Consider the following 16239-nt stretch of genomic DNA (forward strand, 5'->3'; position numbering starts at 1 on the left):
ATTTTAAATTAAATCCTGGAAGCCTGTAAAAAGTGGTAAGTCTCGCTCTTCTCTATTTAGTTGCAGTAAGCAATCGACCACTTTTGCTAGCTGTTCTGGTGGATGATTAGTGCTGACTGATAAGCGAATTAATGCCTTATTTTTTGGGGTTGCTGGAGCACAAAAGACTGCTCCGTGAATATCCGCTTCTTCAAGTTTATTACGCAGCCAAATGGTATTTGCTTCGCTGCCAGTAATCAGTGGAATAATTTGTGAATTACTGCCACCTAAATCAAATCCATGTTGTAGCAAGGCGTTACGTAAAAATGCTGCGTTATCATGCAACTTCGTTCTCCGCCACTCTTCTTTAGCGATAATGGCAAGTGAGGCGTTAAAACCTGCCAAATCGTGTGGGGCCAGTGCGGAACTAAAAATAGTGGGTAAGGCAGTGTAGCGGACTAGTTCGATCAAATTCCGATTTGCAACGATAACACCTCCACGTCCTGATATTGCTTTGGCAAGACTTGCAGTAATTACATCAACCTGGTTAGAAAGACCCAGTTCTGCAACCAGGCCACTGCCATTGAGACCATTTACCCCTAAAGAGTGAGACTCATCAACAACTAATAAGCAATCAAATTCTTTAGCGAGTTTTACATAGTCACCTAAGGGACTGAGCGTACCTAAGGTGCTATAAATAGAGTCTACAGCAATGATTCCTGATCCATAACGTTCCAGGCGTTTACGCAGTGATTGTACTGAATTATGCTTAAAAGGGATTGGCCTTGCGTTTGCTGCCTTGGCGCCCTCCCAAAAGGACATATGGGTATAAAAATCGAGATAAACCGGGAGATTACGAGAGGCCAGCGCTTGAATCAAACCCATATTAGCGCACCAACCTGATTGAGAGAGCAGGGCGGCGGGATAATTAGTTAAGGTCGCAAATTGTTGCTCAGAAGCAGTAAGCAAGCTGTCATCGCTTAAAAAAACGGGTGATTGCATGGAACCATTACCATGTTGTTGCATAGCTTGGATTTGAGCATTAATGAGTTGGGGATGATGACTAATACTTAAATAATCATTACTGGCAAGGCGCAAGGCGTTCGCTGTGGGTATTTTGCCTTTTAGAATGTGAGTGCCTTTCCAGGATTGCTGCACCCGTATTTTAAAATAGCGCTGCAGGACCGTATTGATAAACCCAGGGAATTTATCCTGTGTTTTTGATAAAGCCGCTTTTTCGATCTTAGCTGATGCGTCTTGAGTATCGTATTTAGCCATCGACTATCGATCCCAATTATGTATTTGATTCTTAGCGCAACATAACCGGATAAAGATTATGAGTATTCCCAGTAAGTTATAACAAGGTGTTAGGGTACCGTCAATTTTGCCGGAGCTCGTTTGCTGTGACGATAGCATCTTATCAGTTTTGCCACTCGGCAATTTTTCTAATAACCAGTCCAGAGCCATATAGAACTACTCCTGTAAGCATAAGGCATAAAATACGAATAATTGTTGGTGTTGCCGAGGCATCGTAAATAAGCGCTTTTCCGGCGGCAAACCCTAAAACAAAGAGAGCTGATTTAGCCATGATTTTATCTTTCCGAAAATAAGCGATACTCATCACACAAATAGCATAGAAAAGCCAGGAAGCGGAAACCGCAAGTGAATTATAATCAGTGGTTAATTGATAAAGCGCTGAGATCGCGAGCAAATGGGCCAAGCCTAACAACAGATAGCCATATTCTTCTTTGCGAGTAATACTGGCGTGGTGTTTTATCAGCAATACCCAAATGCTACAAAAGGATGCTGTAGCAACAATGAACCAGGCAGGATTAAAATCAGCCATCAAATGAGCAAGCATTCTAAGGTACTCCATGGCTAAAATAATCAGCACTGCAATAGTAGGTATCAGAGAATAATGTGGTTTTTTCGTTGTTAAATAGCTCACAGGGAGCAAGGCGCTGCCAAGTATTATTACTACAAAGAGCCAAGGACGCAGTTCTAGAGGTAAGAGTTCAAGATAGATTGAGTGAAAACAAACGAGCGTAGTAAAAGCAACAATGACTGACTCGCTGTTAAGGCTGGAAACCCATTTTTTGGCATAAAGGTACAACCCTATAAGCAGACCGGCAAAACCTAATGAGATCCAAGGTGCAAGCCCGGGTTCAATTCGATCAATAAAATAATATTCCATGGCGTAGAATATAATCAGCACGGGAAAGAAACTCCAGGCTTCTTTTTCTGAGAGTTGCTGACTAGTTAGACGAGTGTAAAAATAAGTTCCTACTGAGAAAATAATGAAATGCAGAGCCAGTATAAACGCTATCAATAGATCGTTATTGAGATGGAATCCAACTAGTGCGGTAACAAGAATGGATAAATAGGCTGCAATCATCGTTAGAAGGCGTGATTGTACCCAGATTGAAATGGTTGCAAAGGTTAGTGAGCAGACGATGAAATAGTAAAGAGAAAAAACAGTTGTTACATGCAGGCCTAGAATACCTGGTGTTGTATAAGCACCAATGGCTGCGATAATTGCATAAATATCATGCTTAACCTTTATGTAAAGCCAAATACAGATTGATGAAATAAGAATTGTCATTGCCAGAGCTGTTTGAAAGGAGGCTAGTGAATAAAGTCCGTAGGCAGCAAAAACAGTGCAATAAAGAATAATAATACCTGCAGCGGGTAGCAAACTGGCATATTTACGATCGGATTCCAAGAGTTGATAACCTGCACCAATCAAAGCAAAACCAAATAAGGCGGCAAGGCCAATCTGTTTTTCTGCAGTTAACCAACCCGATTCAAGGGAGAGTTTCAAAATAAACCCTGCTGCCAATACGAAACACACTACGGCAATAAGGCCAAGCCAATTTCCTGGTTTAGCTGCCGGCAGCGATTCTTTGGGCTGTATAGGCGGTAGTATTGTTGTTATAGATGTTGCCTCGACCCAAGGAGATTCTGTGGTGTTACTTAAATGATTCTCAATAAGGCTCAGGCGCATTTCGATAGCGCATAATCGTTCTTCAAGTTTACTTAAATCGATCATCACGTCTTCCCTAGACTGGCATTAATAAACAGAGCATATTATTTCCTGCTTCTTTTTGCTAACCCCCTAATCTATTTATTTTTATTTAATCGATTCAAGCAACGAAAGAGAGACAATTTTTAATATGAAAAATCTATCTTTGGACGTCTTTAAAATCGCGTTTACAACTGAGCAAGCATTAGGGTGATAAACCTTATTATTGGGTTTTTCTGCCTGGTGATGGTTCAAATTTAACAATCAATGACAGGAGAGTTTCTCTCCAAATGGTCAGCTGTACTTGTCGAAGCAATAACTGCATTAGATAAGGTCATTTTAGTCGCACATTCAATAGGCGGAATGTATGCATTGGCTACCGAAAAATTGGAGCGTTTATAGATTGGATTAATATTGATGGATGGTTCAGTGAAACGTAAGTATTCCAACGTCCTAACATTTTGCTCAGAACTAAAAATGCCGGTCATTACCCGTGGATAGAAAATTCGGAAGAGGTTATTGCTGATTTAAAGAGTATTATTAAAAACAAGATTAAGATACTGCTAAACAAATACCTTGTATCAAAGAGAGTAATTCAACCCAGGAAATGAATTGATTTCCTGGGTTGACCTCAGGTAATGGCAACTGCTTAACCAGTTATTATCTAATTTCAGAATCTTCCAGTATTTTTTTTGCCTGGTTGGCTCGATATTGTTGTATGAGAGTTCGGTATTGAGGGTATTTGTTACCGAGGATTGTGGTAGCCAACACAGCAGAATTAATTGCACCAGCTTTTCCGACAGCAAGCGTGCCAACAGGAATTCCAGCAGGCATTTGGACAATAGATAAAAGAGCATCCAGACCATTGGTAAATGTTGATGAAGGCATGGGAACGCCCAAGACTGGTAATAGGGTTTTGGCTGCAATAACCCCTGGTAAATGCGCAGCTCCACCAGCAGCGGCAATAATCACTTCGATCCCATTTTGTTCAGCGGATTGAATGTAAGTAAATAAAGCATCAGGAGTACGATGTGCTGAAAGTACTCGCACTTCGTGAGGAACATCAAATTTTTCAAGCATGAGACTGGCTTCTTCCATAATGGACCAATCTGATTTTGATCCCATTAAAATAGATACTAGTGTTTTTGACATAATCATTCCTGGCTAGTTGTTATTCAATACGCGCAATGCTAATACTATAACGTCAATCCATTAAACATCTCATGCTTCTCGCGAGAAGGGGGGATGTTTGCAAAAGAGTTTATAGTAGAATGAACTAGAGTCAATCGATAACTTCGAACGGTGGTTATGAAAAATCTATGAGAACAACTGGGCTGCGGGTTAGATTTTCAGAGTAATGATTCTAAAAGGAGTCGATGTTCGCTTTATTTTTTGCAAGTCGACGAGTACTATTATAGCCAAATATCACAAGATCAGAGATATACGATTTGATGATGGACTTCAATAACCACCTAATACCCGAGCCAACCCCAACTGGTCAATTAGGAAAAGAAAAAGTTGTTATAATAATTCCGACCTATAATGAAATGTTCGTTATTAAGAACACCATTATGCAAGTATTTGCTGCCGTGGAAGCGATTGAGGATTTTGATGTTCATATCTTAATTTTTGATAGCAACTCAACAGATAAGACTCAAGACATTGTAAGCTCTCTACAAGATGATTATCCAAAATTGCATCTAAAAAGGGAGCAGGAAAAATCTGGTCTGGGATCCGCTTATTTACAAGCAATGAGATATGCTTTAACTGTGATGAATGCTGATATTGTCTTTGAGTTCGATGCAGATCTTTCTCATCAACCTAAATACATCAAGCCAATGCTGGAAAAAATAAAGGATTTTGATGTTGTGGTTGGTAGTCGTTATGTGCCTGGGGGGAGTATTCCAAAAAACTGGGAATGGCATCGTAAGGTATTTTCTGTACTGGGTAACTATGTTGCAAGAACAGTACTAACACCCAAATATAAAGACTTCACGAGCGGCTTTAGGGCAACGCGCCGACGAAGTTTGATTAATGTACTTCCTCAACGTTTTCTTTCTAATCATTATGCTTATAAACTACAACTACTTTGGTTGTTGCACAAAAGTAAAGCCAAAATTTGTGAATATCCTATAGAATTTATTGATAGAGAAGATGGAGAAAGTAAATTACCTAAGAACAGTATTATTGATGCTTTACATGTTGTTTTTACTTTACGTTATTATGAGCTCAAACGTTATTTAAAAATGTGTTTAGTTGGTTTGATGGGTATGACAGTTCAATTTGTCGCGTATAATTTATTTCGCAAATACCTGCCGGCTTTTAATGCCTCACAACTCGCTGTATTAGCGGCGATTATTCATAATTTTATTTTAAATCGTAACTTTACTTTTAAGAGCAGTTTGAAGCTTAGCAAATTTTTTGAAATGAAGCGCCTGCTTTGGTTTGGTCTTTATTCGGTGGTTATGATTTATCTGCAGAGCTATTGGCTTAAATTTGGAATCACATATTTAGGCAGTGGTTTTCTGCAAGAGAATCTGATTATTGGGGTTGGTATTGGTTTGGCTTCTCTTCTAAATTATTTTGCCTATTCTCGTCATGTATGGCCTGAGCCTAAAGTACTTAATCGTGACGTGCTAGATGATAGTAAGACAACGGCAACTTGATTAGGTGATAATTCTCAGGAACAGGTTCAGTCTTCAAGGTAAGATACAATGCTTTGCCAGCTTGTGGGGTTACACTAATCATTGAGTTACGTGCAAGGTAGGCGCCGGTATACCATTTATAATACAGGGCAGGGCTTACTGATATGATTTCATCATTTTTGCAGTAGTTGATTAGATAATTGAGATCTTCTAGCATGGCTTTATGACGGTTAAAGCCTGAAGAAAGATTTAAAACTATAGCAATACAAGCGACAAAAATCAGGCAACTCAAGCTTGTAAGTGTCTTAAAAAACCAAGGTTTACTTTTACAATAATCAGCAATTGTTTTAACAGATTCAAAACAAAAATACATCATTGCCAAGGTAAAAAAGGGTGCTGATTGCATAATATAGTTCAGTGCTTGTCGATGGCTGATGCCAACTGGCAAGGATGAAACCAATGCCAAGGCGAAAAAGAACCACGCTCTTTTTTCCTGTAAACTGGATTTAAATTTTTTAACAAGACTTTGCCCTTCAATTTTTGCGGAAATAGCCAAAGATAAAAGAGCAAAAACAGTCACCAAGCGGTAAGGTTTGTAAAAAAGGACAACGATATGTAAGTGGTTTAAGCCAACATAATTTAATTCACGTGTACCAGTAATTGAGGCCAGGAGTTGTTGGGAAAAATATTTTTGTGTATTAACCAGTGCTGCAGGCACCAATAAATAAAAACCACTCAGTAACAGGACCACAAGAGCGATTAAAAATAGGGTTTCTTTAATACCTTTAACAAGGGCTTGTTGTTCCAGGATAAGTTTGTTAAGTAGAGGCACTGCAAGAGGGAAAAATGCAGTAGGTCCATTACAAAAAAAAGCGACTAAAATGGCTATAGCACTAATCAGGTATTGGAGAAAGAAAGCTGATTTTGATTTTGTGTTAGCCAATAAGACTAAACTTGCGAAGGTGGTAAATAAGGTTAGGGTGCTTTCCAGCATATTACTGGTATAGATATGGTTTAAAGGAGTCAACAACCACAAAAACAATAATAATCCCAATGTCAGGAAACTCGTATTTTTATTTTTTAACCAATACCAGGAAATTAAAGCAAACTGCCCTAGTGCCATTAAAAATGAATAAAATTGCTCCACACCGAAGCCTTGGCCAAAAAGTCTAAAAAATAAAGACTGGAAATAAAAAACCAGAGGAGGGTGCTCATAAAATAAAGGAAAATCAGTTTGAGAGTAGTAAGGTTGCCACAAACTCCCGTAGCCGAGGCTTAAATTCTTAGCGATGGCCGCATAAATAACACCATCCATGAACATTCCCTGGCGCGTGAGAGGCAAAATGATGAATATCAACAACAGACTTAAAGAAAAAAAGCAGAGTGGGTACCAGGAACGACTCGAATGCATGGGTTATTTCCTAAATAAACGTCATCCAGTGCCAAAGTATAAAAATGAGGATTCGTAGCTGGCCATTGCAGCAGGCTCACATTCTCCACAAGCTAGTTAAGTGGCGTGAGTTAGCTGCAGACCTTAGCATGTGTGTAGTTTTTTTGCAAGGCAATTGCTTCAACGAGAGCCTGGCCTTCGAGCTGCTGTACGCGGGCTTTTAAACATTCCGGAGTGTCATTTGGTAAAACAGGGCAGGTTTTCTGCAAAATAATTGGTCCTGCATCGACTTGCTGAGTGACAAAATGAACTGTGCAGCCTGTTAAGTGGTCAGCGGATTCTAAAACAGCCTGATGTACTGCCAGATCCATAAGTCCTGCGTGAGCAGGCAACAGGGAAGGGTGGACATTAATGATTCGATTGTGCCAGGTTAAAACAAATGAGGCAGATAAGATGCGCATATAGCCCATTAAAACAACCAGGTCGATATGATGTTGATGAAGTAGTGACGATAAATGATGGTCAAAATTTTCGCGACTTAAACCTTCTGGATTGACAAATATCGATTTAAGACCGAAATTTTTAGCTCGGGCTAGAATTCCTGCCTCAATTTTATTACTGAGCACCAAAGTGATGGTAGCACTCAGTTGCCCCTTAGCGATTGCAGTCACAAGTGCGTCGAGATTGCTGCCACGTGTTGAACCCAGGATGGCTAAACGGATCATAAATTTCGGCGCCTTGCCATATCGTCAATACGATACTGGATTAATGGTTGAGTACCAATATCCTGACGGTGAAATAAAGGGCCATCAATACGAGAAATTTCATTTTCAGCATGCATTTCTGCAGTAAAAATAGTATCTGCAATGCCAACATAGGCTGCAGTCCTTGCACCCGCAGCAAAAATTTGGTTATCAATTTGGTTAACGGAGGCAAGGTACAAATTTCCCTGTTGTTGTATTTTACTGAAATCAACAACAAAATTTTTAATAGGGTTATCTGGATAACCTTGAGGCACAGCGTATTTACAAACGGTAGCCTGCGGTGAAAATTTGATTTCTGCTTCGTTGAGTTTCCCGCTTATCATTGCCTGGCAAATTGCCAAAAAATCTGTTTCTAAAATGGATAGCACATTTAAAGCTTCCGGATCACCAAAGCGGGCATTAAATTCAATAACGAATATACCTTCTTTAGTTGCAATAAAACTGCCGTATAAAATACCGATGTATTTTTCGTCGAATTCGCGTGATAAAGCTTGAAAAACTGCCTGGTTAATAGCAAAAGCCTGGTTAATTTCATGTTCTGTTAAAAAAGGTAAGCGATGATTAGAATCGGAATAACTTCCCATTCCTCCTGTATTAGGGCCTTTATCCCCATCATAAGCGCGTTTATGATCTTGGACTAAAGGCATTGGAACCAGTTTTTCACCATCGGCAAAGCACATGAAGGAAAATTCTTGGCCGAGGAGTTTTTCTTCGACAAGGAAGGTTTGATTTTTAGCTATAATATCCTGGCAAAAAACGTTAGCTTCGGCAAACGACTGTAACTGTTCTCCGGCCACTTTGACGCCTTTACCACTCATTAACCCATTTGCCTTAATAACATAGTTGCCTTCGCCCAATTCATGAAGAAAGCTATCAAGATTGGTGAGACTAGAGAATTTTTGGTAACGAGGTAAGCCTGGAATATGGTATTGCTGCATGAGGTCGCGAGCAAATTCCTTACTTGTTTCAATTTGTGCGAGCGCTTTTTTAGGTCCAATAGTTGGAATACCTGCTTGCCATAGAATATCAGCCATCCCTTTTTCCAGTGGCGCTTCGGGGCCAACAATAGCTAGCTCTATTTTCCATTGTTTTGCCTGGGCTAAGACAGCGGCGCAAGCGGTGATATCACCTGTACAATAATCAGCGGTGAGTGGTTTGATGGCTGGATTAACAGAGCTGGCATAGCAATACAATTGCGTCTTTTGTGGTGAGCGATAAAGCGCGTTGATTATCGCGTGTTCACGTGCGCCTGAACCAATAACAAGGATCTTCATTGTCTTAAGTCTCCGTTTCTTCTAGCTCCAGGCGATTCATTTTTCGCTGCTGCTCAAGCTGGATCATTTTTTGAGTATTTATCGTATTGCAGAAATAATTACCATCCATACATGACATACAAGGTTGTTTGATTTGATGGCGACCACGCCGGGTTACGGCCTCGATCAGATCAGGGTGAGACTGATACATTAACGCATCAACGCCAAGGTATTTGGCTATTTCTTCGTCTGTTAGGTGGGCCGCTATTAGTTCCTGACGGGAGGGTATGTCAATACCGTTAAAACAGGGGTTTTTTATGGCGGGTGAGGTTGAGGCAAAATAAATTTTTTTAGCGCCAAATTCTCTTACCATTTTTACAATTTCACGTGATGTGGTACCTCGGACAATACTGTCATCCACAATCAATACATTTTTATTGGCGATTTCAGTTCGTTGAGGCGTTAGCTTATAGCGAATATTGCGTTTGCGAGTACTTTGATTAGGCATAATAAAAGTACGGCCTATAAATGGATTTTTATATAAGCCTTCCGAATACCGCACACCTAATTCATGAGCAAAAGACAAGGCTGCGGTATTGGCAGTGAAGGGTGCCGGAATAACAACATCTGGCAGGATATTGGGGTATTTTTTTTTCCATTGGAGAGCCAGGTTTTGTCCCATTCGCAAGCGCGCGCGATAGACACTAACGTTATTTAGAGTTGAATCCGGACGAGCAAAATAAACATATTCAAAAACACAGGGCCGAAATTCAGCAGTTTTTATTACTCGACGATATAATTTGCCCGCTTGATTAACATACGCTACTTCGCCTGGTTGAATATCTCCTTCCGGTTTAAAGCCAAGCGCATAAAACGGAGTCGTTTCCGAAGCAAAAATGATGTCTTTGCTATTATCAGATCTTGTGCGTGTCCCCCATACAAGTGGTCGAACGCCATGGGGATCGCGAAATGCAACCAATCCTTTTCCAATGACCGTACTTACGATAGAGTAGGCGCCCTCAACATGATTAAAAATATAGTCAACCGCTTTGCAGAGAAGCTCAAAGAAATCATCGTCATCCTCTTTTTTCTTGCTAGCCTCATTAACTAGTTGGTCAGCAAACATGAGCAATAGCGCTTCGGAATCTAATGAGGAATTAAGGTGACGATACTGCTTTAAGCGAATTTCATCGGCCAATTCCTGATAATTAGACAGGTTGCCATTATGGGCAAGCGCAATGCCGCGCGGACTTCCAATCCACAGGGGTTGAATGTCTGAGGCAGTATAGCCACCTGCTGTAGGATAACGCGTGTGGCCGATGCCTATGTTTCCTTTCAGTGCAAGAACATTTTCAGAAGTAAAAACTTCTTGTACTAGCCCCAAACCACTTTGACTATAAAAACGTTGCTCACAAGTCAAAATACCTGCAGCGTCTTGTCCTCGATGCTGTAGATGAATAAGACTGTCATAGAGTTCGGAAGCCACTGGTTCATGACTGTAAATGCCGACTATGCCGCACATAATCTTACCTTAAATAATGGGAAATATTTCGTTTTATGCGTTGCTCCGCAGGTTCATCAAATTCACTAAAATCAAATTCTTGACTGGTAATCATTTCATAGAGCTGAATATAGCGTGCCGATAGCTCAGCAATTAATTCGCGTGGCGCTTGTGGTAAAACTTTATCGTTGTAGGGGTCACAGTGTTTGGCAAACCATAGGCGCACAAATTCCTTGTCGATGTTTTCTGGTTCTAAGCCTGCTGCGATACGAGCCTGATAATTAGTTGCTAACCAATAACGACTTGAATCAGGGGTATGAATTTCGTCCACTACCATGATATTGCCTTCCTTATCACGGCCGAATTCATATTTGGTATCGACTAGAATCAAACCATGCTTTTCAGCCCTTTCAACACCAGCTTGGTATAGCTTGAGTGCTAATGTGGAGGCGGCGGCCCAATCTTCTTCACTCATCCATCCTTCTGCGACAATCTCAGCAGGGGATATTGGTCGATCATGATGAGCTTCTTTTGTTGTTGGGGTTAGGACAGGTTCTTGTAATCGCTGATTTTTTTGTAGGCCTTCAGGAAAGTAAAGACCACAATAGTCACGAACACCCCGTTGGTATTGGGTCCATAATGACGTTTCTGTGGTGCCGGTAATATAGCCTCGGACGACAAATTCAATTGGAAAAACAGTACATTTTTTTGCGACAACTACATTGGGATCAGGTACCGCAATAATATGATTTGGAACAAGATGTCTGGTTTGCTCAAACCACCAGGCGGAAGTTAGGTTTAATACGGCTCCTTTATAAGGAATCAGAGCAAGATGTCTATCAAAGGCAGTTAATCTATCGGTGGTAATTAATAGAATATGTCCGCCAAGATCATAAAAATCTCGTACTTTACCTTGATTTTTTTTACCGAAAGGTAGGTTTGTTTTACTGAGGCAAAAGGGTAATGCTGCCTGAATTTCATCACAATAATTGGTAGTCATATTGATAGCATTCATGTGCGTATTGATTCCTAATTATGTTTGTTAACAAAATAGAGTTGATTAATTCATTGATATCGGCTGTATCACTCTTGAACTGCCATACCACACCGTAGCTAATTTTTTTTACTCCTTTTACGGCGTAATGGCTTGTCAGGGTTTGTAAGGCTTGCTGCCCTATCAGATCGTCTTTTGCACGTACAAGGAAGGTTGGACTCTGTGTGTGCTCAAGCTCACCGAGTGTGGCTAATTGTTCTTTACGAGGACAATATAAAACCTCACTCTTTTTTATTTGCTCAATCATGTCTTGCGAGTCACAATCAATTTCCCAATGCACAAAGCGCTGAACAAGGACAGGAAAACCTAATTGCCTTAATGTTTGTTGTACGGTTAAAGCTTGATTGTCAGTAATAATTAATTTAACCAGACACTGATAACTGCCAGGAATTTTGTTAAAAGGCTGTAATTCGACGGAGGTCTGGGCGGAGACCTTTCTGCTGACTGGTGTTTGTTCCTTTTTAGTTTCGATATAAGCACGCATGGAAGTAAAAATGGGATCGCCGTGGATTGTGCGTTCAGGATGAGGCATGATTGCCATAACATTTCCTGTTGTGTTGCAAATGGCAGCAATATTTTTTACAGACCCATTGGGGTTAATAGGGAAATTGTCAATTAACTCTCCCTGTTCATCACAGTACTGAAAGAGAATTAACCCCTGTTTTTCTAATTTTTCTAATAAGGCTTCCGGCATAATAAAACGTCCTTCACCATTGGCAGTAGGTAAATGGATTAGATCGCTGGCGGAGAGATGAGACGTGAAAGCATTATCCCGATAATGAGAAGCAAGCCGCAGGTTAATCCAGGCATTGTAAAAACCTGTTCCTATTATTTTACCATCTACAATTCGTTTATTATCTGTTAGTGCCAGAGTATCGTCGGTATCCAAGCCTGGTACTAGACCTGACTCAACTAGTATTTGTGCTCCATTGCAGATACCCAATACAGGTTTACCCTGTTCACTTTGATGTTTTATTTCCTTCATGAGGGGCGCTAAAGCGGCAATAATTCCAGCACGCGAGCGATCTTCGTAAGAAAAACCACCCACGAGGACGTAACCATCCATACTGTGCAATTTTGACAGAGACTCATTCCATAAAAAGTCGATTGGCTCCATACCGGCGCGTTTTATCGCTAAAGCTGTTTCCCGTTCACAATTGGAGCCTGGAAATTGGATTAACCCTATGCGAATCATAATAGCTGTACCTTTCTGTCCCCTTTTACTACACGGCCTATCTCGTAAAGAGGGAACGATGGAAAGTTGAGTAAGACTTCCTGAACAGAACTAAGGACTTCAGGGGCTAAAAATAAAACCAAGCCTGCACCCATATTAAAGGTACGGTACATCTGGTGATCATCCAGATTGCCGAGTTTGCGCAAAAGATTAAATAGAGGTTGCTCTGGAATTTGTTTCTTGATGATTTCTACACTGCAATCGGACGGTAGAATACGAGGAATATTTTCTAATAAACCGCCGCCTGTAATATGCGCCATCCCCTTTATGGGTAGGTTCTTCTCGAGAATTTTCAAAATGGGTTGCGTGTAATTCAGATGAGGGATTAATAATTCTTCACCGATGGTGTGATTAAAATCCTGGAACCGGGATTCAACGTTATAACCAGCAATATCAAAAAGCAATTTTCTCGCAAGAGAATAACCATTGGTATGTAAACCACTGGAAGGAAATGCCAGAACAAGATCACCTGCACAGATGTTTTTTCCCAATATAGCCTTGTCTTTTTCAACTACACCCGTGACGACACCAACCAGATCAAACTCTCCAGGAAGATAGGTGCCAGGCATTTCTGCTGTTTCACCGCCGACAAGAGAAATACCTTCGTTGCGGCAAGCAGAAGCAATGCCTTTGACAATTTGCTCTACAACGAGTGGTTTTAATTTAGCATTGGCAATGTAGTCAAGCAAAGTGAGCGGTTTGGCTCCCATCACCAGAATGTCATTGGTTGTCGCACTGACAAGATCAATACCGATAGTGTCAAATTTCTGCATCATTTTGGCGACCATCATTTTTGTACCAACTCCATCAATGCTTTGGACAAGTACAGGGTGCTCATAATGATGCATGAGGTATTTCAAATCATACAAGGCTCCGAAACTGCCTATCCCAGTTAATACTTGTGGAGAGAAGGTGCTTTCTACTGCTTGTTTAATGCGACGAACCGCTTCGTTACCCGCTTCCACATCAACTCCAGCCATTTTATAATTAATGCTAGACATTTAGATTAACCTCTCTCTTAAGCCATTTTCCCAGGCATTACTGGCGATGCTAATGGGCAAATTAATCACGGAATTGAAAGTCAAAACAGGAACGGCGATGGTTTCTCCAATCGCTGTATATGAAATAGGATAAGAACCGAATAATTGTTCCAATTCACTTAAATTTTCTGGTGATACCTCAAGGATAAATCCACCGCTTTCAGAGAATAATTTTTTGTTCGTTGGTAAATCACCAGGAATAAAGACATTCACACCAATTTTATTTTTAAAACTCATTTCTGCCAGTGCGACGGCTATCCCCCCTTCGGAAATATCATGGGCGGATAAAATCAAACCACGCTGGATAGCTGAATAGACTGCTGTAATTTCATTGGCAAAGGAAGTTAGATCGGGTTTAGGAAGTTGGCTGCCAAGCTGCTGGTGAAGTTGATAATAAATACTGCCACCACATTCATCTTTGCGTTCACCTAATAATAGCAGAACTGAACCTGGGCGTTTTAAGGCATAAGTCAGTGCTTTGGAGAAATCAGGCATAGATCCAATACAACTAATAATAGGGCTGGGTGGAATAGAGCCTTGTGCAGACTCATTATATAAAGAAACATTGCCGGAAATAATAGGCAAGCTGACATCAGGTGCTTCTATCATGGTGACTGCCTTGCAGGCAGCGACAATTCCTCGTACTGAATCCACAAACTCACCCATTTGGACTTGGTTTTCTGGATTGCCAAAACATAAGCAATCAGTCAGTGCAAGTGGCCAAGCTCCTATAGCAACAATGTTACGCACTGATTCCAGGACGGCATTAATTGCTCCCCAGTAAGCGTCAATTTTGTTATAACGAGGATTGTGATCGATGGATAAGGCAATACCGGTAAGACGAATTTCCGCCGGGTATTTATCTTCGTTAAAAGGTGCCATTAGGCCGGCATCAGCCCAGCCTGGTTCTATAATTGTGCGACCTTGTACCTGTTTATCATAAGTTTCAAACACAGCTGCGCGAGAAGCAATATTTTCATGTGCCAAAAGACGTAGAAGAATCTCATTCGAGTCATCATTTGCGAAGGGCTCTGGTTCAGTGCAGATTTTATTTTGTGTACAATAGGGGCGATCGTAGAGAATGCCTTGCGTGATATCTTTGGCCTGAGCAGAAACAATGGTTTTATTTTTGTATTTAACAACATATAAACCATCATTTCTTAATTTACCAATGACTGTTGCCTGTGCGCCATTACAGATTTCGGGAAGAGCGAAATGTTCGTTATAATGGGTTAGCAATGGGGTAACTAACTCTTTGGGGACTACCCACATGAAACGCTCCTGGGTCTCAGAGCACAGGATCACTGCAGGTAATAAGTTCTCCATGCTGGTTGGTACTGAGTCGAGCTCAATGTCTGCTCCATAGCCGCCAGCCTCCGCTAGTTCCACACTGGCACAAGCTATTCCACCAGCGCCAAGATCCTTAAAGCCCACACGGCTAAGCAGGTTTTGTTCTCGTAGCAAGTTAAAAAAAGCATAATTGGCTTTAAGAAGGTGACGTTGTAAAAAAGCATTGGGTTCTTGCACCGCCCCTTTATTTTGCTCTTCCTGTTCAGTACTGAGTGTCGCAGAGGCAAAAGCAGCACCGCCAAAGCCGCTGTTATCGGTCGGCTTACCGATCAGGACAAAATAATAATCTTCTGCATTGGCAGGGGCATAAGAGTGGATTATTTGATCTTCTCGGACGACACCTAAAGTAACAAGAGTGACCAGGCAATTTTCATTGTAGGCTTCATCGTAATACAAATCACCAGCAAGGTTAGGAATGCCAAGGGGATTGGCATAACCTGCAATACCCTGGACAACGCCTTTTTGGATCCATTTCGTTTTAGCACGATTGATATCACCAAAGCGTAAACTGTCTGCAACGGCGATCACTTCAGCCCCCATACAACAGACATCCCGAACATTACCGCCTACGCCTGTTGCTGCTCCTTCAAAAGGAACTAGTTGTGAGGGATGATTATGTGATTCATGACTCACGACAATTCCGTAACGTAAGCCCTGATGATCGGTCGCTACAGCAACAATTCCAGCATCTTCTTTAGGGCCGAGAATGACATGAGGAGCTGTTGTAACAAACTGATTCAGATACTTACGACTGCTTTTGTATGAGCAATGTTCAGAACCCTGTATCGACCATAATACGCACTCGGCGTAGTTAGGGGGGCGTTTTAACAAGTGGTTCTGAATAGTGAGCGCTTCCTCAACGGTCAAGCGTAGATTAAATTGCTGCAGCAAACGGGCGATTTCCTCAGAGGATAATCGAGAGAAATCAAAGCAATCAGGCGTTTCTTGCATTTGCAGGCGCTAACCATCAAGCTAGAAAGTGCCCCATACCTTAGCGAGATTTTAGA

General features: G+C 41.1%; 12 protein-coding genes. 1 reads left to right on the forward strand and 11 read right to left on the reverse strand.

The genetic code is table 11. From position 1 onward, the window contains the following. Positions 1-3: 3 nt before the first annotated feature. The 3 genes from cqsA to purE all read right to left on the reverse strand — a co-directional run bounded on the left by cqsA (position 4) and on the right by purE (position 4153). Positions 4-1257, reverse strand: a complete 1254-nt coding sequence (gene cqsA / locus DYC89_RS02735) for an alpha-hydroxyketone-type quorum-sensing autoinducer synthase (protein WP_115220391.1) — start codon at positions 1255-1257, stop codon at positions 4-6. A gap of 142 nt (positions 1258-1399) precedes the next feature. Next, on the reverse strand, positions 1400-3028 hold the full coding sequence (locus tag DYC89_RS02740; protein ID WP_115220392.1) for a DUF2339 domain-containing protein: 1629 nt from the start codon (positions 3026-3028) through the stop codon (positions 1400-1402). A gap of 633 nt (positions 3029-3661) precedes the next feature. Then, positions 3662-4153 carry a 5-(carboxyamino)imidazole ribonucleotide mutase gene (purE, locus tag DYC89_RS02745; protein WP_115220393.1) on the reverse strand — a complete coding sequence of 164 codons (492 nt, stop codon included), beginning with the start codon at positions 4151-4153 and terminating at the stop codon, positions 3662-3664. A gap of 302 nt (positions 4154-4455) precedes the next feature. On the opposite strand from purE, the gene DYC89_RS02750 reads away from it, so the two are divergent. Next, on the forward strand, positions 4456-5667 hold the full coding sequence (locus DYC89_RS02750) for a glycosyltransferase family 2 protein (RefSeq protein ID WP_115220394.1): 1212 nt from the start codon (positions 4456-4458) through the stop codon (positions 5665-5667). Here the strand turns inward: DYC89_RS02750 and DYC89_RS02755 are convergent. The 8 genes from DYC89_RS02755 to purL form a co-directional block, all read right to left on the reverse strand. After that, positions 5624-6961 carry a hypothetical protein gene (locus tag DYC89_RS02755; protein ID WP_115220395.1) on the reverse strand — a complete coding sequence of 446 codons (1338 nt, stop codon included), beginning with the start codon at positions 6959-6961 and terminating at the stop codon, positions 5624-5626. The two genes, DYC89_RS02750 and DYC89_RS02755, sit on opposite strands and share 44 nt — an antisense overlap. Positions 6962-7167: 206 nt before the next feature. Next, a complete protein-coding gene (purN, locus tag DYC89_RS02760) occupies positions 7168-7761 on the reverse strand; it encodes a phosphoribosylglycinamide formyltransferase (RefSeq protein WP_115220396.1) in 594 nt (197 codons plus the stop codon). After that, complete coding sequence (purD, locus tag DYC89_RS02765; protein ID WP_115220397.1) at positions 7758-9074, reverse strand: phosphoribosylamine--glycine ligase; 1317 nt, start codon at positions 9072-9074, stop codon at positions 7758-7760. Before purD ends, purN begins: the two co-directional genes overlap by 4 nt. Positions 9075-9078: 4 nt before the next feature. Continuing rightward, positions 9079-10575, reverse strand: coding sequence for an amidophosphoribosyltransferase (gene purF / locus DYC89_RS02770; RefSeq protein ID WP_115220398.1), 1497 nt, complete (start codon positions 10573-10575; stop codon positions 9079-9081). Between the two features lie 4 nt (positions 10576-10579). Beyond that, positions 10580-11569: a phosphoribosylaminoimidazolesuccinocarboxamide synthase gene (locus tag DYC89_RS02775; protein ID WP_115220399.1), complete on the reverse strand. Its 990-nt coding sequence runs from the start codon at positions 11567-11569 to the stop codon at positions 10580-10582. Then, a complete protein-coding gene (gene purQ, locus DYC89_RS02780) occupies positions 11535-12803 on the reverse strand; it encodes a phosphoribosylformylglycinamidine synthase I (protein ID WP_115220400.1) in 1269 nt (422 codons plus the stop codon). Before purQ ends, DYC89_RS02775 begins: the two co-directional genes overlap by 35 nt. After that, positions 12800-13843, reverse strand: a complete 1044-nt coding sequence (gene purM / locus DYC89_RS02785) for a phosphoribosylformylglycinamidine cyclo-ligase (RefSeq protein ID WP_115220401.1) — start codon at positions 13841-13843, stop codon at positions 12800-12802. The genes purQ and purM overlap by 4 nt, the downstream gene beginning before the upstream one ends. Then, positions 13844-16183: a phosphoribosylformylglycinamidine synthase subunit PurL gene (gene purL, locus DYC89_RS02790; RefSeq protein WP_115220402.1), complete on the reverse strand. Its 2340-nt coding sequence runs from the start codon at positions 16181-16183 to the stop codon at positions 13844-13846. It abuts the gene before it with no gap. Positions 16184-16239 lie beyond the last annotated feature (56 nt).

It is taken from the genome of Legionella donaldsonii, assembly GCF_900452385.1.
GTDB lineage: Bacteria > Pseudomonadota > Gammaproteobacteria > Legionellales > Legionellaceae > Tatlockia > Tatlockia donaldsonii.